We start from the raw sequence: 26,360 nt of genomic DNA on the forward strand, positions 1-26,360 counted from the left end.
ATAAGGAGGAAAATAAAAATGAAAAATTATACGATCACAGTAAATGGAAATGTTTATGATGTAACGGTAGAAGAGAACGGCGCAGGTGCGGCTCCGGCAGCAAGACCTGCGGCAGCGGCGGCTCCGGCACAAGCTCCGAAAGCGGCTCCCGCAGCGCCCAAGGCAGCGGCAGGCGCAGGCAGCATCCAGGTGAAAGCCGGTGCGGCAGGCAAGGTATTCAAGATCGAGGCCAGCGTCGGACAGAGCGTACAGGCCGGTGACACGGTTGTCATTATCGAAGCCATGAAAATGGAGATCCCGGTTGTTGCCCCGGAGGCAGGAACAGTTGCTAGTATTGATGTAGCAGTCGGCGATGCCGTAGAAGCAGGAGCAGTATTGGCTACATTAAACTAGTGTAAATACGGAGGTTTAACAAATGGAATATATTTCAAATACGTTGGGACACCTCATCGAGCAGACTGCGTTCATGAACCTGACCTGGGGAAATGTGATCATGATCGCGGTTGCCTGCGTGTTCCTATATTTAGCAATCAGGCATGAATTTGAGCCGCTGCTCCTTGTTCCGATTGCCTTCGGTATGCTGCTTGTCAATATCTATCCGGATATCATGCTTCATGCCGAGGACTCCTCAAACGGAGTGGGCGGACTCCTCTATTACTTTTATGTGTTGGATGAATGGGCTATCCTTCCGTCCCTGATCTTCATGGGCGTCGGCGCAATGACCGATTTCGGACCGCTGATCGCCAATCCGAAGAGCTTCCTTTTAGGAGCGGCAGCACAGTTCGGTATCTTTGCGGCTTATCTGGGCGCCATGGCAATGGGATTCTCGGATAAGGCAGCGGCAGCGATCTCCATCATCGGCGGGGCGGACGGGCCGACCTCCATCTTCCTGGCAGGAAAGCTGCAGCAGACCGCGATCATGGGGCCCATCGCCGTGGCGGCATATTCCTATATGTCCCTGGTGCCGATCATTCAGCCTCCGATCATGAAGCTTCTGACGACAGAGGAAGAGCGGAAGATCAAGATGGAGCAGCTTCGTCCGGTCAGCAAGCTGGAGCGGATCCTGTTCCCCATCGTCGTAACCATCGTTGTCTGTGTGATCCTGCCTACAACGGCTCCCCTGGTTGGTATGCTCATGCTGGGTAACCTGTTCCGGGAGTGCGGCGTAGTAAGACAGCTTACAGAGACGGCTTCCAATGCGCTGATGTATATCGTAGTCATCCTGCTGGGAACATCTGTAGGCGCGACTACAAGCGCGGAGGCATTTTTGAACTGGAGTACGATTAAGATCGTAGTCCTCGGACTGGTGGCGTTTGCGTTCGGAACGGCAGCCGGAGTCCTGTTCGGAAAGCTGATGTGCAAGGTGACCGGAGGCAAGGTGAATCCGCTGATCGGTTCCGCCGGCGTATCCGCGGTTCCGATGGCAGCCAGAGTTTCCCAGAAGGTGGGTGCGGAGGCAGATCCGACCAACTTCCTTCTGATGCATGCAATGGGACCGAATGTGGCCGGGGTAATCGGTACTGCGGTGGCAGCCGGAACCTTTATGGCGATATTTGGTGTAAAATAAAATGGAGGACAAATTGAATGGCAGAAATAGCAAAAAAACCGGTAAAAATTACAGAGACTATTCTGCGTGACGCGCATCAGTCCCTGATCGCTACAAGAATGACGACAGAGCAGATGCTGCCGATCGTGGAGAAGATGGACAAGGTCGGATACCATGCGGTAGAATGCTGGGGAGGCGCGACCTTTGACGCATCCTTACGTTTCCTGAAGGAAGATCCGTGGGAGCGGCTTCGGAAGTTCCGCGACGGATTTAAGAATACAAAGCTGCAGATGCTCTTCCGCGGGCAGAACATCCTGGGATACCGCCCCTATGCGGACGACGTGGTAGAGTATTTCGTACAGAAATCCGTGTCAAACGGCATCGACATCATCCGGATCTTTGACTGTATGAACGATATCCGCAACCTGCAGACAGCCGTAACGGCAGCCAACAAGGAAAAGGCGCATGCGCAGGTTGCCATGTCCTACACACTGGGCGACGCGTATACGCTGGAATACTGGATGGATCTGGCAAAGAGAATCCAGGATATGGGTGCAAACTCCATCTGTGTCAAGGATATGGCGGGCCTTCTCTGCCCGTATCAGGCAACGGAGCTTGTAACCGCTCTGAAGGAAGCGGTGGAGATTCCCATCGAGATGCATACTCACTATACTTCCGGTGTAGGTTCCATGACCTACCTGAAATCCATCGAGGCAGGGGCGGACATCATCGATACCGCAATGTCGCCCTTCGCACTGGGAACCTCCCAGCCGGCCACAGAGGTTATGGTGGAGACCTTCAAGGGGACGCCTTACGATACAGGGCTGGATCAGAACCTTCTGGCTGAGATTGCGGACTATTTCCGTCCGATCCGGGATGAAGCTCTCGCAAGCGGCCTGCTGAACCCGAAGAACATGGGTGTCAATATCAAGACACTGCTGTATCAGGTACCGGGCGGTATGCTATCCAACCTGACAAGCCAGCTGAAAGAACAGGGTGCGGAAGACAAGTTCTACGACGTGCTGGAAGAAGTGCCGCGTGTAAGGGCAGACCTTGGGGAGCCGCCGTTGGTTACTCCTTCTTCCCAGATCGTGGGAACTCAGGCCGTATTCAACGTACTGATGGGCGAGCGCTATAAGATGGCTACCAAGGAGACCAAGGACGTGCTGACCGGTAAATACGGCGCAACCGTAAAACCGTTCAATGCGGAGATCCAGAAGAAGGTTGTGGGAGAGGACGCCGAGATCATCACCTGCCGTCCGGCAGACCTGATCCCGGACGAGCTGGATACGCTCCGCAAGGAATGCGCGCAGTGGATTCAGCAGGATGAGGACGTGCTCAGCTACGCGCTTTTCCCACAGGTGGCAGTGGATTTCTTTAAGTACAGGGAAGCTCAGCAGACGAAGGTGGATGCAAAGGTAGCGGACACGGAGAACGGGGCTTATCCGGTATAAAGACAGGTGATCCATTACAAATAGTGAAAAAAGCCGGGGCCGGTTTCCTCCACACGAAAAGCGGCTTCGGCTTTTTATTAGAGAAATAAAGGAGCAGGAAAATGACAGTTCGGGAAAGAATTGAGAAACTTCAGGAACTGATGAAGAAGCAGGACATACAGATCTATATCGTTCCCACGGCGGATTATCATCAGAGTGAATACGTCGGGGAGCATTTTAAGGCAAGGAAATATCTGACAGGCTTTACCGGGTCCGCAGGAACGGCAGTGGTCCTTCAGGACCAGGCATATCTGTGGACGGACGGAAGATATTTTATCCAGGCGGCGCGGGAGCTTCAGGGAAGCGGGATTATCCTGCAGAGGATGGGGGAGCCGGATGTGCCGACCATGGAGACGTTTTTAAAGCAGGAGCTGCCGGAATCCGGAGTGATCGGATTTGACGGCCGCACAGTAGGCGTCGCGAAGGGACAGGAATATGCGAAGATCGCGGCAGACAAGGGCGGCAGTGTCCGGTATGATCTGGATCTGATGGATGAGATCTGGGAGGAACGCCCGGCGCTTTCTGAAAAACCGGCCTTTCTGCTGGACATCCGATATGCCGGGGAATCGGTGGAGCATAAGCTGGCGCGGGTGCGGGAGGCCATGGAAGAACAGAAGGCAGATGTGCTGGTGATCACCAGCCTGGACGACATCGGATGGCTCTTGAATATCCGTGGAAATGATGTGGAGTATTTTCCGCTGCTTCTTTCCTATGCGGTAGTCGGAAAGGACGGGGTAGAGCTGTATGCGGATGAGCGGAAGTTTTCCGATGAAATGAAAGCACATTTTCGGGAAAACCATGTGACCTTGTATCCGTATGACGGGATTTACGGCCGTATGAAAGCATTTACCAAGGAACAGAAGGTGATGCTGGATCCGGAGCAGATGAATTATGCCCTGTTCAGCAATATTTCCGGGGAGGTCAAAAAGATCCAGGCGGAGAATCCAATCGTGCTGATGAAGGCAGTCAAGAATCAGACGGAAGCGGAGAATATCAGAAATGCCCACATCAAAGACGGGATTGCCCATACGAAGTTCATGTATTGGCTGAAAAAGAATATCGGGAAGGAACGCGTCACAGAGATGACGGCTTCCGCAAAGCTGGAGGAATTTCGAGGGATGCAGGAGCATTATATGGGACCCAGCTTCGGGCCGATCAGCGCGTATAAGGAGCATGCGGCATGCGCCCATTATTCCTCCACGCCGGAAACGGATGTGGAATTGAAGACCGAGGGACTTTTTCTGACGGATACCGGCGGACACTACTGGGAAGGCTCCACGGATATTACTAGAACGGTGGCGCTGGGAGAGATCACCGAGGAAATGCGGCGGCATTTTACCACGGTAGTCTGCGGTATGCTGCATCTGGCGAATGCCAGGTTCTTGTATGGCTGCTCGGGATTGACCCTGGACTATGCGGCAAGAGAGCCGTTTTGGAGACAGGGGCTGAATTATAATCACGGGACCGGCCATGGGGTTGGATACCTGGGGAATATCCATGAGCCGCCCGTGAATTTCCACTGGAAACGGGTGCCCGGAAAATCCAAATATCCGGCGTTGGAGGTCCGTATGGTGATCACGGATGAACCGGGGATTTATATAGAAGGTTCTCATGGGATCCGTATTGAGAATGAGCTGATGGTGGCCGAAGGGGAGAAGAATGAGTACGGACAGTTCCTGCATTTTGAGATCCTGACCTATGTGCCCATTGATTTGGATGCCATAGCTTTGGAGTTGATGACAGAGCAGGAGAAGAAGCTGCTCAATGACTACCATCAGAAGGTATACGAGAAGATCGGGCCGCATCTGGAGGAAGAGGAGAGAAACTGGCTGAAAGAATATACAAAGGCAGTCTGATGTGAATATCATGAGTAAAGTTTTGGTGACAGGCGGCGGGGCTGCCGGAATGATGGCGGCACTGACTGCCGCCGGGAACGGACATGAAGTCCATGTATATGAAAAGAATGAGAAGCTTGGCAAGAAGCTGTTTATCACAGGCAAGGGGCGGTGCAATCTGACCAATGCCTGCGACCTGGATACGCTGTTTGCTTCTGTGGTCAGCAATCCCAAGTTTTTATACAGCGCGTTTTATGGATTTACCAATGAGCAGGCCATCGAGTTTTTCGAGAGCATTGGACTGCGCACGAAAACAGAGCGGGGGAATCGCGTATTTCCTTTGTCAGACCATTCTTCCGATGTGATCCGCATGCTGGAAAAGGAGATGGAGAGGCGGAACGTGCGGGTGCATCTGCACAGTGAAGTGAAGGAGGTGCTGACAGACGGCGCCGCATTTTCGGGACTCCTCTTTCAGAATGGAAAAAAAGAGACAGGGGATGCCTGCATCATTGCAACCGGAGGGCTTTCCTATCCGTCTACCGGAAGCACGGGGGACGGGTACCGGTTTGCGGAAAGCTCAGGCCATAAAGTGACGGAGCTTGCGCCGTCCTTGGTGCCTATGGAGGTGAAGGAATGGTACGCAAAAGAGCTCCAGGGACTTTCCCTGCGCAATGTCACAGCGGCAGTTTACGACGGGAAAAAGAAGCTGTATGAGGAATTCGGGGAAATGCTGTTCACTCATTATGGGGTCAGCGGCCCGGTGATCTTAAGCGCCAGCAGTGTGGTGGGAAGAAAGCTTGGGGCAGGGAAGGCGCTTGGAGAAATGCTGGAGGAAAAGACGGCATCCAGGAGGCCTGTAAAAAAAGAACTAATCTTGAAAATTGACTTAAAGCCCGCATTGACGGCAGAGCAGTTGGACCAGCGGGTATTGCGGGATTTTGAGGAACAGAAGAATAAGCAGTTTAAAAACGCGGTAGACAAGCTGTTTCCCGCAAAGCTGAAGCCGGTCATGATCGAGCTTGGCAACATCCCACCTGAGAAAAAAGTCCATGAGATCTCCAAAGAGGAGCGGCGTCGATTTGTGGAACTGATCAAGAATTTTCGGATGACTCTGACCGGGCTTCGTGGATTTTCGGAGGCCATTATCACCCGGGGCGGAGTCAGTGTGAAGGATGTGGACCCCGGCACCATGGAATCCCGGCATGTAAAACATCTCTATTTTGCCGGGGAAGTATTGGACCTGGACGCGCTGACCGGAGGCTTCAATCTGCAGATCGCCTGGTCCACAGGATACGCGGCGGGGAATGCTATTTTTAGTGAATAGGAGGAAGCAAGGATGGGATATAATGTAGCCATTGACGGCCCGGCAGGTGCGGGCAAGAGCACCATCGCAAAGCTGGTGGCGAAGGAGAAGGGATATATCTATGTGGATACCGGAGCCATGTACCGTGCGCTGGCGGTTCACTTTCTGGAAAAGGGGATCGCCGCGGAGGATACGGCAGGGATCATTGCGGCAGCCCGGGAAGCGGAGGTCAGCATCCGCTATGAGGAAGGGGTACAGCAGGTCTATCTGAACGGAGAAAACATTTCTTCCAGACTGCGGACCGAGGAAGTGGGCAACATGGCATCCATGACCTCACTTATTCCGGAGGTGCGGGAGCGGCTTCTGGAGCTGCAGCGTTCTCTGGCAAGAGAAAGAGACGTGATCATGGATGGCAGGGATATCGGAACGAACATCCTGCCGGATGCGGATGTGAAGGTTTACCTGACCGCCAGCGTGGAAACCCGGGCGAAGCGCAGATTCGATGAATTGACCGAAAAAGGGCTGACCTGCGATTACGATGAGATCGCAAAGGATATCCGGGAACGGGATGAGCGGGACATGAACCGGGAGACCGCGCCGCTGCGTCAGGCGGAGGATGCCGTTCTGGTGGACAGTTCGGATATGACTATCCCGGAGGTGGTAGAGACGATTGTCAGATTATGCAGGTAAATTCGGCTGCGCCGGTTCATATAGTAACCGCATAGTCGGAAAAAATTTAGATATAAGGAACCGATATTCATGAAAGTCAAATTAGCAAAAACCGCCGGCTTCTGCTTCGGCGTGAGGCGTGCCGTTGATACGGTATACCGGGAGCTGGAGCACTGCGGCGGCGAACGGATCTATACCTTCGGCCCTATCATCCACAATGAGGAAGTGATCAAGGATATCCAGGCGCGGGGGGCTGCAGTCCTTCGGACAGAGGAAGAGCTGGATGCCCTCGCCGGGGGCACGGTCATCATCCGCTCCCATGGAGTAGAAAAACGGATTTACGACAAGCTGGAGGCTAAAAACATTTCCATCGTAGACGCAACCTGCCCCTATGTGAAAAAGATCCACAACATCGTCCGGGAGGAAAGTGAAAAGGGAAATTTTGTGATCATCATCGGTGATCCGAATCATCCGGAGGTGAAGGGGATAAGAGGATGGGCCGGGGAGAACGCGGTGATCATCCAAAATGCGGAAGAGATAGAAGAAAATTCCAAAATAATCGAGCATTTCTTCTCAAAACAGGGAAATAATTCCAAAAATCATGAAAAAAAAGCCTGTGTCGTGGCCCAAACGACATTTAATTACAATAAATTTCAAGATTTAGTTGAAATTATTTCCGAAAAGAGTTATGATATAATTGTTTTAAATACAATCTGCAATGCAACAAAGGAACGTCAGATGGAGGCCCTGCGTATTGCGGAAGAGGTGGATGCAATGATTGTGATTGGAGACAAGCACAGTTCTAACACCCAGAAGTTATTTGAAATATGTGCGAAAGCATGTAAGGATACGTACTACATACAGACACTTGACGATTTGAATTTGAATCAATTAGGGTCAGTGGAAACAGTAGGTATTACAGCGGGGGCGTCCACGCCCAACAAAATAATTGAGGAGGTTCAAGTAATGTCAGAATTATCATTTGAACAGATGTTAGACGAGTCATTCAAGACAATTCACAATGGAGAAGTTGTAGAAGGGACAGTAATCGATGTAAAACCCGATGAGATCATTCTTAACATTGGATATAAAGCAGACGGTATTATTACAAAGAATGAATATTCCAATGATTCTTCTCTTGACCTGACAACGGTGGTTTCCGTAGGGGACGCCATGACAGTGAAGGTGCTGAAGGTGAATGACGGAGAAGGACAGGTGTTGCTGACTTATAAGAGACTGGCGGCTGAAAAGAGTAATGAAAGGCTGAAGGAAGCCTTTGAGAATAAAGAGGTGCTGAAGGCAACGGTGACTCAGATCCTTGGCGGCGGATTATGCGCGGAGGTAGAGGGTGTGCGTGTCTTCATTCCTGCAAGCCTGGTTTCAGATTCTTATGAGAAAGACCTGAGCAAATACGACGGAAAAGAGATTGAGTTCGTGATCAGTGAATTCAATCCGAGAAGAAACCGTGTCATCGGTGACAGAAGGCAGCTTCTGGTTGCGGAGCGTGCAGAGAAGCAGAGAGAGCTGTTCGCGCGTCTGCAGGTTGGAGATACGATCGAGGGTGTAGTGAAGAATGTAACGGACTTCGGTGCGTTTGTGGACCTGGGCGGCGTTGACGGCCTGCTCCATATTTCCGAGATGTCCTGGGGAAGAGTCGAGAATCCGAAGAAGGTCTTCAAGGTCGGCGACAACCTGAAGGTTCTTGTTAAGGATATCAACGATACAAAGGTGGCACTCAGCCTGAAGTTCCCGGAGACCAATCCGTGGGCACATGCTTCCGAGGATTTTGCGGTTGGTTCCGTGATCACCGGAAGAGTGGCGCGTATGACAGATTTTGGCGCCTTCGTAGAGCTTGCGCCCGGAGTAGACGCACTGCTTCATGTATCTCAGATTTCCAGAGCGCATGTGGATAAGCCGTCGGATGTTCTTTCCATCGGACAGGAGATTCAGGCGAAGATCGTGGATCTCAACGAGGCGGAGAAGAAGATCAGCCTGAGTATGAAGGCCATTGAGATGTCTGAAATGGCAGACGCGGAATAAGGACTACGGCATGATTCAGTGAATGATTGGAAAAACAAAACTGAGCGGAGACAAAAAGCGTTTCCGCTCTTTTTATGTTAAAAGAGCGACAAGATGTTCGCGGAAAGATACAATAAAATCACGAAATTTACTGGATTTTGTATACAAAGTACTGTAGAATAATATCATGTGAAAAAGAGCTGCTATTCTCAGGCTCATAAGAATTAGAATAGCAGCGGATCAAAGAAAGGAAGGGTAAAAGAATGGGACTTTTAACTTTTAAAGGTGGGATCCATCCCAATGACGGCAAGAGCCTGGCAAAAGACCAGCCGATTACGGAAGTGCTGCCGCAGGGTGATCTGGTATATCCACTTTCCCAGCACATCGGCGCTCCGGCCATCGCAGCTGTGAAAAAGGGCGACCATGTGTTAAAAGGCCAGAAGATCGCAGATGCGGGCGGCTTTGTATCCGCGCCTGTGTATGCGTCCGTGTCCGGGACGGTGAAAGCGTTGGAGAAGCATTTCAATCCGACGGGCAGCAATGTGGACTGTATCGTCATTGAGAATGACGGAGAGTACAAGGAAGCAGAAGCCGCTCCGATGAAGCCGCTCTCTGAGATGACGCGTGATGAGATCCTGACCCGGATCGGGGATGCAGGCATCGTCGGTATGGGAGGCGCAGGCTTTCCGACCCGTGTGAAGCTCTCTCCGAAGGAGCCGGACAAAATTGAATATATCATTGCCAACTGCGCGGAGTGTGAGCCATACATCACAGCCGACTACAGAAGGATGCTGGAGAACACCGAGGAGCTGGTCAGCGGGATGCGGGTCATCCTGTCCATGTTCGAGCATGCCCAGGGAATCTTCGGCGTGGAGGACAACAAGAAGGACTGCATCGAAAAGCTGCAGGAAGCCATCAAGGACGAACCCCGCATGAAGGTCTGCGCGCTGCAGACCAAGTACCCCCAGGGCGCAGAACGCCAGCTGATCTATGCGCTGACAAAGCGTGCCATCAATTCCACTATGCTTCCGGCAGACGCAGGCTGCATCGTGGATAATGTGGAGACACTGATCGGTATTCACAACGCGGTGATCAACGGCAGGCCGCTGACCGAGCGGATCGTGACCGTCAGCGGAGACGCGGTGGAGAAGCCGGGGAACTTCAAGGTTCTCCTGGGAACCAACCACCGGGAGCTGATCGAGGCGGCAGGTGGATTCAAAAGGGAACCGGAAAAGCTGATCTCCGGCGGCCCCATGATGGGATTTGCCATGATCACGCTGGATGCGCCGGTGACAAAGACTTCTTCCGCCATTCTGGCATTCCAGGAGGACATTGTGGCTAAGGCCATGTCCACTCCCTGCATCAACTGCGGCCGCTGCGTGGAGGTCTGCCCCAGCCGGATCATTCCGTCCAGGCTTGCGGACTATGCGGAGCGTCACGATGAGGAAACCTTTACGGCACAGAATGGGCTGGAGTGTGTGGAGTGCGGCTCCTGCAGCTATGTCTGTCCCGCAAAGCGCCCGCTGAAGCAGTCCATCGGTTCCATGAGAAAAATTGCTTTGGCAAATAAAAAGAAGAAATAGAGAGGTGAAAGAACAGTGAATGGAAAATTAAACGTATCATCCTCCCCCCATATCCGGGATAAGGTGACAACCAGCAATATCATGCTGATGGTAGTGATCGCACTGTTGCCTGCTACTTTCTTCGGAATCTATAATTTCCGGCATGAGAATGCATGGCTGCTTGTGGTGGTTACCACAGGCGCGGCAGTGCTGACAGAATACATTTACGAGAAACTGATGAAAAAACCGATCACGATCAAGGATTTTAGTGCCGTAGTCACAGGTCTGCTCCTGGCATTAAATCTGCCGCCCACACTGCCGCTCTGGATGGGGGCACTGGGCTCCGTGTTCGCGATTTTGGTAGTGAAGCAGCTGTTCGGCGGATTGGGACAGAACTTCATGAACCCGGCGCTGGGTGCAAGGTGTTTCCTTCTGATCTCCTTTACCGGCCGGATGACCTATTTTGTATATGACGGTGTGACCGGGCCGACTCCGCTGGCGGAATTAAAGGCAGGGGAAGCGGTCAACTCCATGAACATGCTGGTGGGGAACATTCGGGGAACCATCGGAGAGACCTCCGTGCTGGCGATCATGCTGGGAGCCATGTTCCTGCTCCTGATGGGAATCATTGATCTTCGGATCCCGGGTACATATATTGTGACCTTTGCGGTTTTCATCACGCTGTTCGGCGGGCATGGATTTGATCCCCAGTATATTACCGCGCATCTCTGCGGAGGAGGCCTGATGCTGGGAGCCTGGTTCATGGCCACCGATTATGTGACCTCCCCCATCACCAAGGGAGGACAGATCGTATATGGAATCTGCCTGGGAGTGCTGACCGGACTGTTCCGTCTGTTCGGCGGTTCCGCGGAGGGCGTATCCTATGCGATCATCATCAGTAACCTTTTGGTTCCGTTGATCGAGAAGGTTACTCTTCCAAAACCATTTGGTAAAGGAGGAGAAAAATAATGAATAAAATAGTAAAGAATACCCTGATCCTGTCGGCCATTACGATTGTAGCGGGCTGTCTTCTCGGGCTGGTCTATGAGATCACCAAGGCTCCGATTGCGCAGGCCCAGGAAAATGCGAAGCAGGAGGCTTATAAGACGGTCCTTGCAGACGCGGCGGAGTTTACGGTGGATGAGACGTTGGACCCGGCCAAGGCGGCGGATGCGCTGCTGGAAGCAGGCTACTCCGGAGATGATATTACAGAAGTGGCGGAAGCTAAGGATGCTTCCGGAGAAGTGATGGGATATGTGATCACAGTCACCTCCCACGAAGGCTATGGCGGAGATATCAAGATTTCCGTAGGGATCCTTTCCGACGGCACGGTAAAGGGAATCGAGATGCTGGAGATCAGCGAGACAGCCGGCCTGGGAATGAAGGCGGATGAAGACGAGTTTAAAAACCAGTTCAAGGATAAGCAGGTGGAGAAGTTTTCCTATACAAAAAGCGGAGAGGACGGGGATGATAAGATCGACGCGCTCAGCGGCGCTACCATCACGACCAATGCCGTGACCAATGCCGTGGACTCTGCGCTGGTTTATTTTCAGAATGTGTTAGGAGGTAGTGCTCAATGAATAAGTATACGGAGAGGCTGTACAATGGCCTGATCAAAGAAAATCCTACCTTCGTGCTGATGCTTGGGATGTGTCCTACGCTGGCGGTCACTACGTCGGCAATCAACGGAATCGGGATGGGACTTTCCACCACAGTCGTTCTGGTACTGTCCAACATGCTGATTTCCATGCTGCGGAAGATCATACCGGATTCGGTGCGTATCCCGGCGTTTATCGTTGTAGTCGCGTCCTTCGTGACTATTGTACAATTTCTGCTGCAGGGATTTGTCCCCAGCCTGTATGCGTCGCTGGGACTCTATATCCCGCTGATCGTAGTAAACTGTATCATCCTGGGAAGAGCTGAAAGCTATGCTTCCAAGAATCCGGTGCTCCCGTCCATTTTTGACGGTCTCGGAATGGGGCTTGGCTTTACGGTAGGTCTGACCGCTATCGGTATTGTGCGGGAATTGCTGGGCTCCGGCAAGGCATTCAATATGCAGGTTCTGCCTTCCTCTTATGAACCGATCACGATCTTTATCCTGGCGCCGGGAGCCTTTTTCGTACTGGCAGGACTGACCGCCCTGCAGAACAAGGCGAAGAAGCGCGCAGAGGCAAAAGGCGATCCCAGGGCGGAACTCATCGGATGCGGTACGGACTGTGCGTCCTGCGGCAAGAAAGCAGTCTGCGGAGCAGGCACCTCTGGGGCAGAAGCGGGAAAAACAGAGTAGGAGGGGATAGAAGATGAAAGAATTATTATTGATCGCGGTTGGCTCCGCATTTGTAAATAATGTCGTACTCAGCCAGTTTCTGGGAATCTGTCCGTTCCTCGGCGTTTCCAAAAATGTAAAGACTGCAGGCGGTATGGGTGGAGCGGTAATTTTCGTTATTACCATTGCTTCCCTCGTGACAAGTATCGTCTATAAAGGCATCCTGGTTCCGGCGCATGTGGAATATCTGCAGACCATCGTATTTATCCTGGTCATTGCGGCGCTAGTGCAGTTTGTGGAGATGTTCTTAAAGAAGGCAATGCCTCCTCTTTATAATGCGCTGGGCGTATACCTTCCGCTGATCACGACCAACTGTGCGGTGCTGGGGGTTGCTCTGACCAATGTGCAGAAGTCTTACAGCATTCTGGAAGGTCTGATCTACGGGATCGGCACAGCAGTCGGATTTACGGTAGCCATTGTACTGATGGCAGGGATCCGGGAGAAGATCGAATACAATGACATTACGGAATCATTCCAGGGAACTCCCATTGTGCTGGTAACCTCCGGCCTGATGGCGATCGCGTTCTTCGGATTTTCCGGATTGATTTAAGGAGGGAAGAAAAAGCATGAGCATGACAGGAATTTTACTGGCCGCCGTGATCGTCGGCGGGACCGGATTGTTGATCGGCGTCTTCCTTGGAATCTCCGGCAAAGCATTTGCCGTTGAAGTGGATGAACGTGAGGAAGCCATCCTTGGCGTCCTTCCGGGAAATAACTGCGGCGGCTGCGGATACGCGGGATGTTCCGGACTGGCTGCGGCCATTGTCAAAGGTGAAGCAGAAGTCGGCGCCTGTCCGGTGGGCGGCGCCCCGGTGGCGGCACAGATCGGCGACATCATGGGTCAGGCGGCCGGAGACCAGGCGCGCCAAACCGCATTTGTAAAATGTGGTGGAACCTGTGAAAAGGCGCAGGATGAGTATGCATATTATGGCATCCAGGACTGTACCATGGCCAGCATGATGCAGGATACCGGGCCGAAGGGCTGCGATTATGGGTGCCTTGGCTACGGCTCCTGCGTGAAGGCGTGTCCCTTTGACGCAATCCACATCGTGGAAGGGATTGCGGTGGTGGATAAGGAAAAGTGCAAGGCCTGCGGAAAATGTATCGCGGCCTGCCCGAAGAAGCTGATCGAGCTGGTTCCTTATGACCAGAAGACGTTTGTACAGTGTAATTCGAATGACAAAGGAAAGTCTCTGATGGATGTATGTCTTGTGGGCTGTATCGGCTGTAAGCTGTGTGAGCGCAACTGCGAGGCGGGCGCCATCAAGGTGACCAATTTCCTGGCACATATTGATGCGGAAAAATGTACCAATTGCGGCGTCTGCGCGGATAAGTGTCCGCGGAAGATCATTACGCCGCGGAAGATACCGGTATCATAAATATTGAGACATTTACAGGAGGAGTCAGAAAATGTTTTCTGACTCCTCCGATTTTAGTTTCACGTTTGGCAAACGAAAAGCCTTCCTGAATATATTCAGACGATTTCTTAGACATTTCCTTAGATTTTGTATGATGCAACCGCAAGTTTACATGATTTTCTTCAAAAGCAACAGCAATCTGCTTGTATTTACATGGAATTTTCCCTATAATGCGGACAGACAGTCCGGACTGCTGTAAAATAAAAATACTGCGAAAGCGAGAATGTGGATTCAGGAAAGGAAGGAAATGCAATGAGTTTTGGAGAAAATCTACAGTTTTATAGAAAGAGAAATGACATTACACAGGAACAGCTTGCAGAGCAGATGAGTGTATCCAGGCAGACAATCTCAAAGTGGGAATCGGAGAACTCTTATCCGGAGATGGAGAAGCTGCTCCAGCTCTGTGATATGTTTGGCTGCACGATGGATGTTTTGCTGCGGGGGAACGTGCAGGAAAGTCTGCAGGAGGATACAATGGGATATGACCGGCATATGAACCAGTTTTCCGTAAAGATTGTGGCCGGAATCGGAGTGATCCTGTTCGGCCTGATTCTGCAGATCCTGGGAGAAGCATTTCAAAAGCCGGATTATTTTGTGAACACGATATTCTTATTCGTTGCCATGACAGGGATACTGATCATCATAGAGGGCGGAATGCAGCACAGCAGGTTTGCAAAAAAGCATCCGCATATCAACCCTTTTTACAAGGAGGAAGAGCTGGAACTTGCGGAAAACAGATTCCGGGTGCGGATCATTGCCGGAATCGGGATTCTCTTTGCAGGAGCCCTGGCAGCGGCCATGTCAGAAGGATTTCCGGTTCCGGCAGGATGTACGAAAGAGATTTATGACAGTGTACCCATGTTCTTTTTTACAGTCGGAATCTGTACCATTGTATATGCGGGGATGCAGAAGTCAAAATACAATGTGGAAGAATACAACAAAGAGAACTCATCGGTTAAGAGCCGTAAGGATCAGTTGGTTGCCGTCTGGTGCGGATGCATCATGATCATGGCTACGATTCTTTTCTTCATCGCCGGGCTGGGGTACGAGATGTGGGAGAAATGCTGGATTGTCTATCCGATCGGCGGGATGCTCTGCGGGATCGTGACGCTGATACTCAATGGGATGTATAGGGAATAGTATTGACAAAAAGGCAGCAAAAGTAGTATATTTGAAAGGTGGTTAGCGAATACTAACACAAAATGTAATGATTGGAGGACTTTTTATGGGTGGGATTTCAGTGGGGAATGCGATGCAGACTAAGGCACTTTTGGGTCTTATGATACCGTTCCTTGGGACAGTGCTTGGGTCCGCCTGCGTGCTGTTTATGAGGGATCGGCTGAATCCTCTGGTGCAGAGGGCGCTGACCGGATTTGCGGCGGGGGTGATGGTGGCGGCTTCCATATGGAGCCTGCTGGTTCCGGCTATGGAGCAGGCGGCGCACATGAGGCAGTGGGCTTTTCTGCCTGCGGTGATCGGCTTCTGGCTAGGAATCTTTTTCCTGCTGCTTCTGGACCGGACCATTCCCCATCTGCACATGAACAGCAGCAAAGCGGAGGGGCCGAAATGCAGCCTGCAGAAAACCACAATGCTGGTGCTTGCGGTGACGCTCCACAATCTGCCGGAAGGTATGGCGGTGGGAGCGGTCTACGCCGGCTGGCTGTCCGGGGAGGCCGGGATCACGGCCATGGGGGCGCTGGCGCTTTCCCTGGGGATCGCGATACAGAACTTTCCGGAAGGCGCAATCATCTCCATGCCCCTGCGGGCGGAAGGAGTCAGCAAAGGAAAAGCGTTCCGTTACGGCGCGTTTTCCGGCGCGGTGGAACCGATTGGCGCAGTCCTGACGATTCTCATGGCGGGATTCATTATTCCGCTCCTACCGTACCTTTTAAGCTTTGCGGCAGGCGCCATGGTCTATGTGGTTGTGGAGGAACTGATCCCGGAAATGTCCGAAGGCAGCCACTCCAATCTCGGAACGGTTCTGTTTGCGGCAGGCTTTACGGTCATGATGGCGCTGGATGTGGCGCTGGGATAGAAATAGATGAATCAGACTGCCGCATACAGCTTTTAATATCCCACATAGTGTAAGCGGTAGTCTTCGGTCACAAAGATGGCCTGTACATTCTTCAGGCTTTCAATCAGTGCGCTGCCTTCCTCCAGTCCCAGGGCGAAACAGCAGGTGCTTAAGGCATCCCCGTCTGCGGAAGAGTCGGTGATGACCGTTGCCTGTAGCAATTGATTGGCATAAGGATAGCCTGTCTCCGGGTTCAGGATGTGGTGGTACAGCCTGCCGTCCTTTTTAAAGTACCGCTGATAAACCCCGGAGGAAACTACGGAGCGGTCCTGAATCTCTAAAATATCAATGGGCGCATTCTGTTCATCAAAGGGCTTCTGGATGCCGATGCGGAAGGGGCTGCCGTCAAAGGATGCCCCAAGGGTGAGCACATTTCCGCCCAGATTGATCAGGGCATGCTCTACCCCCTCTTTTTTCAGATACTCTTTCAGACGGTCGGCAATGTATCCCTTGGCAATACCGCCTAGGTCTATTTTAGCCTGAGGATCCAGCAGAGTGACCGTACAGGCCTTTTTATCCACCAGAACCTTTCTGTAATCTACATGGGAGCGGGCTTCTTCGATTGCCTCGGCATCAGGAACCGTATGCTCCGTATGATTCGTAAAATTCCAAAGATCACTCAGCGGCGAGATGGTGATGTCAAATTTCCCGCTGGAAAGCTCACAGTATCTCAGTCCCAGAGAGATCAGATCGACCGTTTCCTGTGATACCTTAACAGGGGTTCCGGCGGAGGCGTTGATCCGGGAGACTTCGCTGGTCTTGACCTTATTACTGAAAAGAGACTCATAATTTTCACAGATTTTCTTACATTCATCCAAAACAGAAGTGCTGACACCCCATGCGTCAATCTGGATCACCGTATCAAAATAAATGCCTGTGACACTCAACTTCTCATCCTTACGCGGAGAAGAGCAGGAGGCAAGCGGCAGAAGAAGCAAAATGATGAGAGAAAAAAAACTCACTTTTTTCATAGATATTTTCCTTACAGGTGGAATTTTTTGCAAAGCAACAATTACATTATATCCGGGGAAAAGAAGAAATACAATCATTTTATTCTCACGCCGGTTTGATATTTTATTTTTGGGCGAACAGATATTCGAAAGGTGTTGCAATCTGGAAAGGGATATGGTATGATGTTCAGAGCAAATGACAGAGCAACAGGAGGCGTTATGAAGAGAAATGACTGGATATTGATCACAGTGGTGCTGGCGGTGTCAGCCATTTTTCTTGGAATCCATTTTTCACGTCCGCAGCAGAAGGATGGCATGGCAGAGGTTACGATAGATGGGGAAGTATTTGGCTCCTGGCCTATTTCTGAAGACCGTACGGTTGAGATTGGGGATGGAAACCGTCTGGTGATTGAGGACGGGAAGGCGGACATGGTATGGGCGGACTGCCCGGACAAGCTGTGTGTGAACCAGAAGGCAATCTCACGGGAGGGGGAGAGCATCATCTGCCTGCCCAATAAAGTGGTGATTTCCATTGTGGGCGGTGAGGAACGGGAAGTGGACGCGGTGACCTGACCGGGGCAGAATAGAATTTGGCACAGTGAACGCAGGAGGAATCCATTTGAAAAACAGAGCGGCATATTTCGGTGTATTTACGGCATTGGCCCTTATTTTCAGCTATTTGGAAAGTCTGATCCCAATCCGGTTCGGGATTCCCGGGATCAAGCTGGGACTCGCCAATCTGCTGACTGTGATCCTTCTATATAAAAGGAATGCAAGGGAAGCCTTGCTTCTTTCTGTAGTACGGGTCATCCTGTCCGGTTTTCTGTTCGGAAACCTGTTCAGCATCGTGTACAGTCTGGCAGGCGGGATCCTGAGCCTTTTTGTGATGGCTGTTCTGAAAGGAACCGGGAGGTTCAGTGTGATGGGAGTCAGCGCGGCGGGCGGCGTATTCCACAATATGGGTCAGCTCCTTGTAGCGATGGCAGCCGTGGAGACTTACCGGGTCGGGTATTACTTTCCGGTACTTCTGATCGCGGGGGTGGTGACGGGGCTGCTGATCGGTACCGTGGCAGAGCAGGTATTAAAGCGGCTTGGAAACTTCCGGTTCGAGTCATGATTTAGAGATACAAAAGGAGAAGTACAGGGATGATATCATATATCAGAGGAAATCTGGCAGCGATGGAGAGGGATAAGGTGATCGTAGATGTCCATGGCGTGGGTTATGGAGTTTTTATGCCGGAGCGTTCTATGGGACTTCTGCCCCAGATGGGAAGCGAGGTCAAGCTCCATACCTATCTGAATGTCCGTGAGGATGCCATGCAGCTTTTCGGCTTTTTGACCAGGGATGATCTGGCAATCTTCAAACTGCTGATCGGAGTCAGCGGCATCGGGCCCAAGGGGGGATTGGGAATCCTGTCCCAGCTCTCTGCGGATGATCTGCGGTTTGCGGTTCTGGCGGGAGATGTGAAGGCAATCTCCGCAACTCCGGGAATCGGGAAAAAGACGGCGGAGAAGCTGATCATTGAATTGAAGGATAAGTTGGATCTGGACGATATGCTGCATCCGGCAGAGGAAGGGATTCCCGCGGCAGCAGCGGATTCTGGGGCGACGTCGGTACAGTCCGAGGCGGTCCAGGCGCTGGTGGCGCTTGGCTATGGAAGTACGGAGAGCTTAAAGGCCGTGAAGAAGGTGCGGCTGGAAGACGCGACAGTGGAGGAAGTGCTGAAGGCCGCGCTGAAAAATTTCTAAATAAAACAACATGCGCGGACAGATCAAGCTGCTTGAGCTGTTTTCCCGCAGTACCTGCAAGCAGGAAATCGCAGTACGGGGTTACATAACAGGGGAGACATATGGGAAAGAGGATCATAACAACAGAAAATCTGGAAGAAGATATCAAAATAGAAAATCATCTCCGCCCGCAGCGTTTAAAGGACTACATCGGGCAGGAGAAGGCAAAGCAGACGCTGGGCATCTATATCAGTGCGGCGAAGGAGCGGGGCGACGCCCTGGATCATGTGCTGTTTTACGGACCGCCGGGGCTGGGAAAGACCACCCTGGCAGGGATCATTGCCAATGAGATGGGGGTAAATATCAAGATTACCTCCGGGCCGGCCATCGAGAAACCGGGGGAGATGGCGGCGATCTTGAACAATCTGCAGGAAAACGATATTCTGTTTGTGGATGAGATCCACCGTCTGAACCGCCAGGTTGAGGAGGTCCTGTATCCTGCAATGGAGGATTATGCCATTGATATCCTGATCGGGAAAGGGGCGACGGCACGCTCTATCCGCCTGGATCTTCCGAAGTTTACCCTGGTGGGGGCGACCACACGCGCTGGGATGCTGACCGCTCCGCTGCGGGACAGGTTCGGGGTCATCCATCATCTGGAATTCTATACAGAAGAAGAGCTGACGACCATCATCCTGCGTTCCGCCCGTGTGCTGGAGGTGGAGATCGAGGAACAGGGGGCCAGGGAATTGGCAAAGCGTTCCAGAGGGACTCCGCGTCTGGCCAACCGGTTATTAAAGCGTGTGCGCGATTTTGCTCAGGTCAAGTATGACGGTGTGATCACGGAGTCTGTGGCGGATTATGCCCTGGATCTTCTGGATGTGGATAAGTACGGTCTGGACAATATTGACCGGAATATCCTTCTGACGATGATCGAACGGTTTCAGGGGGGACCGGTGGGACTGGATACTCTGGCGGCATCCATCTCCGAGGATGCGGGAACCCTGGAGGATGTCTATGAGCCGTACCTTCTGAAAAACGGATTCATACAGCGGACCCCGCGGGGACGCGTGGCGACCGAGCTGGCTTACGCCCATCTAGGGATACCGGCTGGCCAGTGAACTGTAAATTCATGGAAAAAACAGTTGGTTTTTGCTGTCGGATAGTTTATAATAACAAGTAAGAAACGCAAGGGGAGGAAGCTATGAGTTCAGCAAAACATTTTACAGAAGTACTCATCGGAGGAAAAGTTTATACTTTAAGCGGATTTGAGGGAGAAGAATATCTGCAGAAGGTATCTTCTTATCTGAACCATAAGATTACGGAATGTGCGAACAGCGATGGTTACCGCAAGCAGAGCGCAGACACTCGCAATGTACTCCTTGCCTTGAATATTGCGGATGATTACTTCAAAGCGAAGAAGCAGGGAGATTCCCTGGAAAGCGACATTGAACTGAAAGACAAAGAGATGTACGACTTGAAGCACGAGCTGATATCTGTCCAGATCAAGCTGGAGAACGCGGAAAAAGAACTGGCGAAGATGAAGGAAGAAAATAATGACCTGCAGATGCAGATCGTGAAACTGGAAACCGAGATGAAGAATCGAAGAAAGTAAATTCCCGTTTTTGCGCGCGGGCGCGGCAGTGAGGATTGACAGGTTCGCGGCGGTTTGGGATAGAGATTTTTTCGGTAGTATGTGCGGGAGGCTATGATTTCAAGACGGGACATCCAATATTGCGGAGAAGATTTAAAAATGAACAGAGGGCGATGTGTGGAAGTACTGGCTCCGGCAGGGTCATATGACAGCTTCCGGACAGCGCTGACGGCAGGGGCGGATGCGGTATATGCAGGCGGCCCTCATTTTGGTGCGCGTGCATATGCGGAGAACTTTACCGAGGAGCAGCTTCTGGAAGCAATCGACGAAGCGCATCTGCACGGGCGAAGATTTTATCTGACTGTCAATACACTCGTGAAGGATCAGGAGATGCCGCAGCTTTACCGCTACCTGGAACCCCTGTACCGGGGCGGGCTGGATGCAGTGATTGTACAGGATATCGGCGTGTTTCAGGTAGTGCGTACCTGCTTCCCGGATCTGGATATCCATGCCAGTACGCAAATGACCATCACCGGGGCAGAGGGCGCCAGGTTTTTGAAGGAATGCGGCGCCGTGCGTGTCGTTCCGGCGAGGGAGCTGTCCCTGGAGGAGATCCGGCAAATGAAACATGCTGTCGGGATGGAAATGGAATGCTTTGTCCACGGCGCACTCTGTTATTGCTATTCCGGCCAGTGTCTGCTCAGCAGTTTGATCGGAGGAAGGAGCGGGAACAGGGGGCAGTGTGCGCAGCCTTGCCGCCTGCGCTATGCATCGGGCGGTAAAAAGGGGTATCTGCTGAGCCTGAAGGATATCTGTACGCTGGAGTTGATCCCGGATCTGATCGAAGCGGGGATTGATTCCTTCAAGATCGAAGGGCGGATGAAGCGTCCGGAATATGTTGCCGGAGTGACGTCCATGTACCGGAAGTATGTGGACCTGTATCAGAAGTCAGGCAGACAAGGGTTCCGTGTCAGCGAAGAGGATCAGGAAATGCTGCTGGATCTGTATAATCGGGGCGGATTCCATACAGGCTATTATCAGCAGAAGAACGGCAGGGATATGTTCGCGTCAGACCGTCCGAACCATGCCGGGGTGCCTGCCGTAAAGGTCATGGATCAAAAGGGCAGGGAAGTGACTGTAAAGGCGCTGACTCAGATCCACAGGGGGGATGTTCTTGCATTTCCTCAGCAGGGAGATCATACCTTTGGCAAAGATCATGAGAAGGGCAGCCGGATCACGATTCCTTTACCGAAGGGGAAGCATTTGGAAAAAGGACTTGTCCTGAACCGGATCAGAAATGAAAAGCTGCTCGAGGAGCTCCGGGATTTCCAGAAGCAGGGAAAACGAAAAGAAAAAATTTATGGTTTCTTAAGACTTTATTCTGAAGAACCTGCCATGATGACGGTATGCATGGGCGAAGTGTCCGCGCAGGCTGTTTCGGAGATTGCAGTGGAACAGGCGGAGAAAAGCCCGCTGGATGAAGCGCGTATCCGAAAGCAGCTGGAAAAGACCGGAAATACGGAATTTGAATTTGATAATCTGGAGATGGATCTGGAGGAAGGGGTATTTCTGCCGATGCAGCAGATCAATGAGCTGCGGAGACGGGTACTGGAGGAACTGCGCAAAAAAATATGCATGCAGTATCACAGACCAGATATGCAGTCAGCGCATCAGGAAGACAGGCAGCCGGATATCGATCGGATCGGAACAGGGCTATTGACGGAAAAAGAAGGAAGCCGGACAGGGTCATTTCAGTTTTCGGCGCTGGTACAGACCATGTCTCAGCTGGACCAGGTGTGCGCGTTTCCCGAAGTTTCCCGAGTCTATATAGACAGCGCGGCCTTGGGGATGCTCAGCGCCGGAGATGCATTGGCGGATCGCTGCGGCTGGCTTCGGGCGCAGGGGCGGGAGGTATTCCTTGGGGTGCCGCATATTTTCCGCGAGCAGGCGGTTCGGATGTGGGAAGCTCGGATGAGATGCTTTGAACGGATCCATTTTGACGGGATCCTCCTGCGGAATTATGAAGGCTTTGCGCTTTGGAACGGCGCGGAAGAAAAGGAGCGGTTACTGCGGGCGCCCGGTCAGGCTGGGAACAGCAGCAGGGACAGAAAAGCGGGCGGATGGATTTCGGGAATTGACAGAAATGTGATCCTGGATCATAATGTGTATGTTATGAACCAGGCTGCGAAGGCATTCTGGAATCAACAGGGGGTACGGGAATTTACCGTGCCTGTGGAATTGAACCGGAACGAGATCCTGCATCTGGGAGCAGAGCATATGGAGATGCTGGTCTATGGATACCTTCCGGTCATGGTGACTGCGCAGTGTCTTGCGAAAACCGTAGATCGATGCCGAAAGCAGGCCAAACCGAAAGCGGAGTATTCCGGAGGAGGGAATCCGAACGAAAATATAAGGGAACTGACGGATCGGTACGGAAATCCGTTTTTAGTGGAAAACCGCTGTGAGGACTGCTATAATATCATTTATAATTCAGTTCCGCTATGTCTGTTTGACGAAAAAGCGGCATTGAAGGAAATTGGCCCTTCCCGGCTCAGGCTGCAGTTTTCCGTGGAAGATGGGGAACAGACGAGTCGGATCCTGCAGGAATGCATCCAGGCATTTTCAGAAGGGATGCAGAAAAAAACAGCCGGAAGTCACCCGGATTTTAAAAACGATACGGAAAGAGGAAGTGATCCTCACCAGTCAGGCAGCCGCTTTACGCGGGGGCATTTCCGAAGGGGAGTTTTATAGTGGTTAATATTATTGTTGAAGTCTCAAAGTATATGATCATCCTATTGATGACCGCCTATACATTTTCCTGTTTCTCGATCTTTGCGCAGAGTTACGAGGAAGATGAAAAACGGGCCTATATTCTGCAGAATGTACTGATGTTCATGATGCAGTTTCTGGCCTATGCGGTGATGTACCTGAAAACAGAGGAACACAAGCTCCTGCTGTTCTTTGCGGTACAGGTGGTTCTTTTAGTCGCGGTCATCCTTCTGTATTCGATCCTGTATCCGAATGTATCCAGGCTGATCGTGAACAACATGTGCATGCTGCTCAGCGCGGGACTGATCATGATCACACGGCTGTCCTATGAAAGCGCGGTGAAGCAATTCATCTTTATCGCCCTGGGGACCGCGTTCGGCCTGGTCGTTCCAGTCCTGATCCGAAAGCTGAAATTTCTGGCGGACTGGGTCTATATCTATGCGGGAGTCGGATTTGCGGCGCTTCTGCTGGTGGCAGTGTTCGCCGCCACGTCAGGCGGGGCGAAGCTGGGATTTACCATAGGCGGGATCGGGATCCAGCCTTCCGAATTTGTAAAGATCCTGTTTGTATTTTATGTGGCGGCCAGCCTGAAAAATTCTACGGAATTTAAAAATGTGGTGATCACTACGGCGGTGGCAGCGGGTCATGTGCTGATCCTGGTGGTGTCTACGGATCTGGGCGCGGCGCTGATTTTGTTTGTGGTGTACCTGGTCATGCTGTACGTGGCGACAAAGCAGCCGCTGTATGCCGCGGCAGGGCTTGGGGCAGGCAGTCTGGCGGCGGTGGCAGGTTATCATCTGTTTGCCCACATTAAAGTACGTGTGGCGGCGTGGAAGGATCCTTTCGCGTCTTATAATGAAGGCGGCTATCAGGTGGCCCAGTCTTTGTTTGCCATCGGGACCGGAAGCTGGTTCGGCATGGGACTGTGCCAGGGAAGCCCGGATATGATTCCCGTAGCAGAGTCGGATTTTATCTTTTCCGCGATTGCGGAAGAGCTGGGTGTGATCTTTGCGCTCTGCCTGATCCTGATCTGTGTGAGCTGTTATGTGATGTTCTTGAATATTGCCATGGAGCTGCGCAATCCGTTCTATAAGCTGGTGGCATTGGGGCTTGGAACCTGTTACATTTTCCAGGTGTTTCTGACCATCGGCGGAGTGACCAAGTTCATTCCCTCGACAGGGGTGACGCTGCCCCTTGTTAGCTATGGAGGAAGCTCGATCCTGAGTTCTATGATCATGATCGGGATCATTCAGGGACTTTACATCATCCGTGAGGACGAGGAAGAGGAACTGGAAATGAAACGGGAGATGGCAGCCAGACGGCGGCGCCAGCGGGCAGCCAGGGAAGCCCGGGAAAGGACGGCGGCAGGCCAGAACGGAGGCGGACGAAAAAGCGGGGATTCCCCAGGATCCCAGCGGCAGAACCCGGGCCGCCGCTCCGGAACAGATCCGGAGGGAGCGAGACGCCAGGGCGCGGGACAGAGACGGACCAGGGCAGGACAGGAGGAGCCAGGAAGAGAGAGAGCATTAAGAGATGAGCAGAGAGGATCGAGAAATAAAAAAACGACAAAAGGAAAATCCAAATTCGAAGAAGTTCCAAAACAAAGAATTCGCTAGGATCACCTATTTTTTTGTGCTGCTGTTCCTTGCAATGATGGGGTATCTGCTTTATTTTACCGCGGTTCGGGCAAAGGATATCGTGAACAGCCCTTACAACGCGCGGCAAGATAACTTTGCGGATCTGGTCATTCGGGGAGATTTTTCGGACAGGAACGGAAATACCCTTGCCCATACGGAGGTGGCGGAGGACGGTACAGAGATGCGGCAGTACCCTTACGGGGATTTGTTTGCTCATGTGATCGGATACAACCATCCAGAGCTGGGAAAGACCGGGCTGGAATCTGTGGAGAATTTTTCACTGTTGAGCTCCAACGCGTTTTTCCTGGAAAAGATGAAGGACGAATTTCAGGATCAGAAGCACCGGGGAGATACGGTGGTGACCACCTTGGACGCAGGCTTACAGCAGACGGCTTATCAGGCGCTGGGAGATAATAAGGGGGCTGTGGTCGTGATGGAGGCATCCACCGGAAAAATCCTGGTGATGCTGTCCAAGCCGTCCTATGATCCGAATCAGATAGAGATGAACTGGTCGTATCTGAACGCGGATGAGGACAACAGCCCGATGCTCAACCGCGCCACCCAGGGCTCCTACGCGCCGGGATCTACCTTTAAGGTGGTGACGGCGCTGGAGTATATGCGGGAGCACCCGGATTATGAAAATTATACCTACGAATGTGCGGGGGAGATCACATCCAATGACGTAACGATCCGCTGTTTTGACAGTACGGTGCATGGCTTCGAGAACCTGCGGGGCTCCTTTGCAAATTCCTGCAACGCGTCTTTCGTCAACATCGGATTGTCCCTGAACCGCAGTTCCTATGCGAAAACGGCGGAGGATCTGCTGTTCAATAAGAAGCTTCCGTGTATGCTGGATTATACGAAGAGCTCTTTTTCCGTAGATCAGAGCACCGGGGAGGCGGAAGTCATGATGACTGCCATGGGACAGGGAAAGACGCTGGTCAGCCCCTACCATATGGCATTGATCACATCGGCGGTTGCCAACGGCGGAATCCTGATGGAACCTTATCTTGTGGAAAAGGTGACCAACCATACGGGCAGAGAGATCAAGAAAAATGTGCCGAAAAGCTATCGGAAGCTGATCTCTTCTGATGAGGCGGCACAGCTGAAGGATTATATGCGCGCGGTCGTAGACGAGGGAACCGGGATGCTGCTGAGCGGCCAGAGCTATACGGCAGCCGGAAAGACCGGTACGGCCGAGTATGCGATGGACGACGGGGAAAAGATGCATTCCTGGTTCATGGGATTTACCAATGTAGACAATCCGGAGCTGGTCATCAGCGTGATCGTGGAAGGATATGACGGCAATGACGGCGCCAAGGCGGTGCCGATCGCGAAGCAGATATTGGATGCTTACTATTATTAACAGAAATGCCGTTATCCGTAGTGGTAAGCCTATGGGCCGTGCCGAAGCGTGAGAGGCTGGAAGGACGTCTG

24 protein-coding genes are annotated in these 26,360 nt (G+C 52.1%); 23 read left to right on the forward strand and 1 reads right to left on the reverse strand.

Annotation, left to right across the window (positions count from 1 at the left end; translation table 11 throughout):
• Positions 1–18 precede the first annotated feature (18 nt).
• The 15 genes from ACTOY7_RS04115 (at position 19) to ACTOY7_RS04185 (ending at position 16,206) form a co-directional block, all read left to right on the forward strand.
• Positions 19–393, forward strand: coding sequence for a biotin/lipoyl-containing protein (locus ACTOY7_RS04115; protein ID WP_004080771.1), 375 nt, complete (start codon positions 19–21; stop codon positions 391–393).
• 22 nt (positions 394–415) lie between these two features.
• A complete protein-coding gene (locus ACTOY7_RS04120) occupies positions 416–1,567 on the forward strand; it encodes a sodium ion-translocating decarboxylase subunit beta (RefSeq protein ID WP_004080769.1) in 1,152 nt (383 codons plus the stop codon).
• Positions 1,568–1,584: 17 nt separating this feature from the next.
• Positions 1,585–3,000, forward strand: a complete 1,416-nt coding sequence (locus tag ACTOY7_RS04125; protein WP_482670265.1) for an oxaloacetate decarboxylase subunit alpha — start codon at positions 1,585–1,587, stop codon at positions 2,998–3,000.
• A gap of 101 nt (positions 3,001–3,101) precedes the next feature.
• Positions 3,102–4,895 (forward strand): aminopeptidase P family N-terminal domain-containing protein, encoded by a 1,794-nt coding sequence (locus ACTOY7_RS04130; RefSeq protein ID WP_160280417.1) that lies wholly within the window; start codon positions 3,102–3,104, stop codon positions 4,893–4,895.
• Between the two features lie 10 nt (positions 4,896–4,905).
• On the forward strand, positions 4,906–6,198 hold the full coding sequence (locus ACTOY7_RS04135) for a BaiN/RdsA family NAD(P)/FAD-dependent oxidoreductase (RefSeq protein ID WP_482670266.1): 1,293 nt from the start codon (positions 4,906–4,908) through the stop codon (positions 6,196–6,198).
• 12 nt (positions 6,199–6,210) lie between these two features.
• Positions 6,211–6,867: a (d)CMP kinase gene (gene cmk / locus ACTOY7_RS04140; protein WP_482670267.1), complete on the forward strand. Its 657-nt coding sequence runs from the start codon at positions 6,211–6,213 to the stop codon at positions 6,865–6,867.
• A 69-nt stretch (positions 6,868–6,936) separates the two neighbouring features.
• Positions 6,937–8,886, forward strand: coding sequence for a bifunctional 4-hydroxy-3-methylbut-2-enyl diphosphate reductase/30S ribosomal protein S1 (locus ACTOY7_RS04145; RefSeq protein WP_160280414.1), 1,950 nt, complete (start codon positions 6,937–6,939; stop codon positions 8,884–8,886).
• 242 nt (positions 8,887–9,128) lie between these two features.
• The gene (rsxC, locus tag ACTOY7_RS04150; protein WP_482670268.1) at positions 9,129–10,448 is read left to right on the forward strand and encodes an electron transport complex subunit RsxC; all 1,320 of its coding nucleotides are present in this window, start codon (positions 9,129–9,131) and stop codon (positions 10,446–10,448) included.
• An 81-nt stretch (positions 10,449–10,529) separates the two neighbouring features.
• A complete protein-coding gene (locus ACTOY7_RS04155; RefSeq protein ID WP_394684003.1) occupies positions 10,530–11,396 on the forward strand; it encodes an RnfABCDGE type electron transport complex subunit D in 867 nt (288 codons plus the stop codon).
• On the forward strand, positions 11,396–12,007 hold the full coding sequence (locus ACTOY7_RS04160) for an RnfABCDGE type electron transport complex subunit G (RefSeq protein ID WP_300884362.1): 612 nt from the start codon (positions 11,396–11,398) through the stop codon (positions 12,005–12,007). The genes ACTOY7_RS04155 and ACTOY7_RS04160 overlap by 1 nt, the downstream gene beginning before the upstream one ends.
• Entirely contained in the window at positions 12,004–12,714 is a 711-nt protein-coding gene (gene rsxE, locus ACTOY7_RS04165; protein ID WP_016294418.1) for an electron transport complex subunit RsxE, read from the forward strand. Before ACTOY7_RS04160 ends, rsxE begins: the two co-directional genes overlap by 4 nt.
• Positions 12,715–12,727: 13 nt before the next feature.
• The gene (locus ACTOY7_RS04170) at positions 12,728–13,303 is read left to right on the forward strand and encodes an electron transport complex protein RnfA (protein ID WP_016294417.1); all 576 of its coding nucleotides are present in this window, start codon (positions 12,728–12,730) and stop codon (positions 13,301–13,303) included.
• 16 nt (positions 13,304–13,319) lie between these two features.
• Positions 13,320–14,132: an RnfABCDGE type electron transport complex subunit B gene (locus ACTOY7_RS04175; RefSeq protein WP_160280409.1), complete on the forward strand. Its 813-nt coding sequence runs from the start codon at positions 13,320–13,322 to the stop codon at positions 14,130–14,132.
• A gap of 291 nt (positions 14,133–14,423) precedes the next feature.
• Entirely contained in the window at positions 14,424–15,311 is an 888-nt protein-coding gene (locus tag ACTOY7_RS04180) for a helix-turn-helix domain-containing protein (RefSeq protein WP_160280408.1), read from the forward strand.
• Between the two features lie 85 nt (positions 15,312–15,396).
• The gene (locus ACTOY7_RS04185) at positions 15,397–16,206 is read left to right on the forward strand and encodes a ZIP family metal transporter (protein WP_300884361.1); all 810 of its coding nucleotides are present in this window, start codon (positions 15,397–15,399) and stop codon (positions 16,204–16,206) included.
• Between the two features lie 32 nt (positions 16,207–16,238).
• Here ACTOY7_RS04185 and ACTOY7_RS04190 read toward each other — a convergent pair whose 3' ends face one another.
• Entirely contained in the window at positions 16,239–17,216 is a 978-nt protein-coding gene (locus tag ACTOY7_RS04190; RefSeq protein WP_160280407.1) for an FAD:protein FMN transferase, read from the reverse strand.
• A 198-nt stretch (positions 17,217–17,414) separates the two neighbouring features.
• On the opposite strand from ACTOY7_RS04190, the gene ACTOY7_RS04195 reads away from it, so the two are divergent.
• The 8 genes from ACTOY7_RS04195 (at position 17,415) to ACTOY7_RS04230 (ending at position 26,289) form a co-directional block, all read left to right on the forward strand.
• On the forward strand, positions 17,415–17,768 hold the full coding sequence (locus ACTOY7_RS04195; RefSeq protein ID WP_160280406.1) for a NusG domain II-containing protein: 354 nt from the start codon (positions 17,415–17,417) through the stop codon (positions 17,766–17,768).
• A gap of 46 nt (positions 17,769–17,814) precedes the next feature.
• Positions 17,815–18,312: a Gx transporter family protein gene (locus ACTOY7_RS04200; RefSeq protein WP_300884359.1), complete on the forward strand. Its 498-nt coding sequence runs from the start codon at positions 17,815–17,817 to the stop codon at positions 18,310–18,312.
• Positions 18,313–18,341: 29 nt separating this feature from the next.
• Positions 18,342–18,944, forward strand: a complete 603-nt coding sequence (gene ruvA / locus ACTOY7_RS04205) for a Holliday junction branch migration protein RuvA (RefSeq protein ID WP_300884358.1) — start codon at positions 18,342–18,344, stop codon at positions 18,942–18,944.
• 101 nt (positions 18,945–19,045) lie between these two features.
• Positions 19,046–20,044 (forward strand): Holliday junction branch migration DNA helicase RuvB, encoded by a 999-nt coding sequence (gene ruvB, locus ACTOY7_RS04210; protein WP_300884357.1) that lies wholly within the window; start codon positions 19,046–19,048, stop codon positions 20,042–20,044.
• A gap of 83 nt (positions 20,045–20,127) precedes the next feature.
• Entirely contained in the window at positions 20,128–20,538 is a 411-nt protein-coding gene (locus ACTOY7_RS04215; protein ID WP_004080740.1) for a cell division protein ZapA, read from the forward strand.
• 138 nt (positions 20,539–20,676) lie between these two features.
• Entirely contained in the window at positions 20,677–23,268 is a 2,592-nt protein-coding gene (locus ACTOY7_RS04220) for a U32 family peptidase (protein ID WP_300884356.1), read from the forward strand.
• The gene (locus tag ACTOY7_RS04225) at positions 23,268–24,902 is read left to right on the forward strand and encodes an FtsW/RodA/SpoVE family cell cycle protein (RefSeq protein WP_482670269.1); all 1,635 of its coding nucleotides are present in this window, start codon (positions 23,268–23,270) and stop codon (positions 24,900–24,902) included. Before ACTOY7_RS04220 ends, ACTOY7_RS04225 begins: the two co-directional genes overlap by 1 nt.
• Entirely contained in the window at positions 24,820–26,289 is a 1,470-nt protein-coding gene (locus tag ACTOY7_RS04230; protein ID WP_330690586.1) for a peptidoglycan D,D-transpeptidase FtsI family protein, read from the forward strand. The genes ACTOY7_RS04225 and ACTOY7_RS04230 overlap by 83 nt, the downstream gene beginning before the upstream one ends.
• Positions 26,290–26,360: the final 71 nt, after the last annotated feature.

This window comes from Schaedlerella sp. (assembly GCF_056796775.1).

Bases quoted from the DNA above. Each gene is read 5' to 3' on its own strand.
- rsxC (WP_482670268.1), top strand. From the start codon at position 9,129: ATGGGACTTTTAACTTTTAAAGGTGGGATCCATCCCAATGACGGCAAG.
- ACTOY7_RS04160 (WP_300884362.1), top strand. From the start codon at position 11,396: ATGAATAAAATAGTAAAGAATACCCTGATCCTGTCGGCCATTACGATT.
- ACTOY7_RS04145 (WP_160280414.1), top strand. From the start codon at position 6,937: ATGAAAGTCAAATTAGCAAAAACCGCCGGCTTCTGCTTCGGCGTGAGG.
- ACTOY7_RS04170 (WP_016294417.1), top strand. From the start codon at position 12,728: ATGAAAGAATTATTATTGATCGCGGTTGGCTCCGCATTTGTAAATAAT.
- ACTOY7_RS04185 (WP_300884361.1), top strand. From the start codon at position 15,397: ATGGGTGGGATTTCAGTGGGGAATGCGATGCAGACTAAGGCACTTTTG.
- ACTOY7_RS04195 (WP_160280406.1), top strand. From the start codon at position 17,415: ATGAAGAGAAATGACTGGATATTGATCACAGTGGTGCTGGCGGTGTCA.
- ruvA (WP_300884358.1), top strand. From the start codon at position 18,342: ATGATATCATATATCAGAGGAAATCTGGCAGCGATGGAGAGGGATAAG.
- ACTOY7_RS04215 (WP_004080740.1), top strand. From the start codon at position 20,128: ATGAGTTCAGCAAAACATTTTACAGAAGTACTCATCGGAGGAAAAGTT.
- ACTOY7_RS04120 (WP_004080769.1), top strand. From the start codon at position 416: ATGGAATATATTTCAAATACGTTGGGACACCTCATCGAGCAGACTGCG.
- ACTOY7_RS04230 (WP_330690586.1), top strand. From the start codon at position 24,820: ATGAGCAGAGAGGATCGAGAAATAAAAAAACGACAAAAGGAAAATCCA.
- ACTOY7_RS04220 (WP_300884356.1), top strand. From the start codon at position 20,677: ATGAACAGAGGGCGATGTGTGGAAGTACTGGCTCCGGCAGGGTCATAT.
- ACTOY7_RS04125 (WP_482670265.1), top strand. From the start codon at position 1,585: ATGGCAGAAATAGCAAAAAAACCGGTAAAAATTACAGAGACTATTCTG.
- ACTOY7_RS04175 (WP_160280409.1), top strand. From the start codon at position 13,320: ATGAGCATGACAGGAATTTTACTGGCCGCCGTGATCGTCGGCGGGACC.
- ACTOY7_RS04115 (WP_004080771.1), top strand. From the start codon at position 19: ATGAAAAATTATACGATCACAGTAAATGGAAATGTTTATGATGTAACG.
- ruvB (WP_300884357.1), top strand. From the start codon at position 19,046: ATGGGAAAGAGGATCATAACAACAGAAAATCTGGAAGAAGATATCAAA.
- ACTOY7_RS04190 (WP_160280407.1), bottom strand. From the start codon at position 17,216: ATGAAAAAAGTGAGTTTTTTTTCTCTCATCATTTTGCTTCTTCTGCCG.
- ACTOY7_RS04135 (WP_482670266.1), top strand. From the start codon at position 4,906: ATGAGTAAAGTTTTGGTGACAGGCGGCGGGGCTGCCGGAATGATGGCG.
- cmk (WP_482670267.1), top strand. From the start codon at position 6,211: ATGGGATATAATGTAGCCATTGACGGCCCGGCAGGTGCGGGCAAGAGC.
- ACTOY7_RS04180 (WP_160280408.1), top strand. From the start codon at position 14,424: ATGAGTTTTGGAGAAAATCTACAGTTTTATAGAAAGAGAAATGACATT.
- ACTOY7_RS04155 (WP_394684003.1), top strand. From the start codon at position 10,530: ATGCTGATGGTAGTGATCGCACTGTTGCCTGCTACTTTCTTCGGAATC.
- ACTOY7_RS04130 (WP_160280417.1), top strand. From the start codon at position 3,102: ATGACAGTTCGGGAAAGAATTGAGAAACTTCAGGAACTGATGAAGAAG.
- rsxE (WP_016294418.1), top strand. From the start codon at position 12,004: ATGAATAAGTATACGGAGAGGCTGTACAATGGCCTGATCAAAGAAAAT.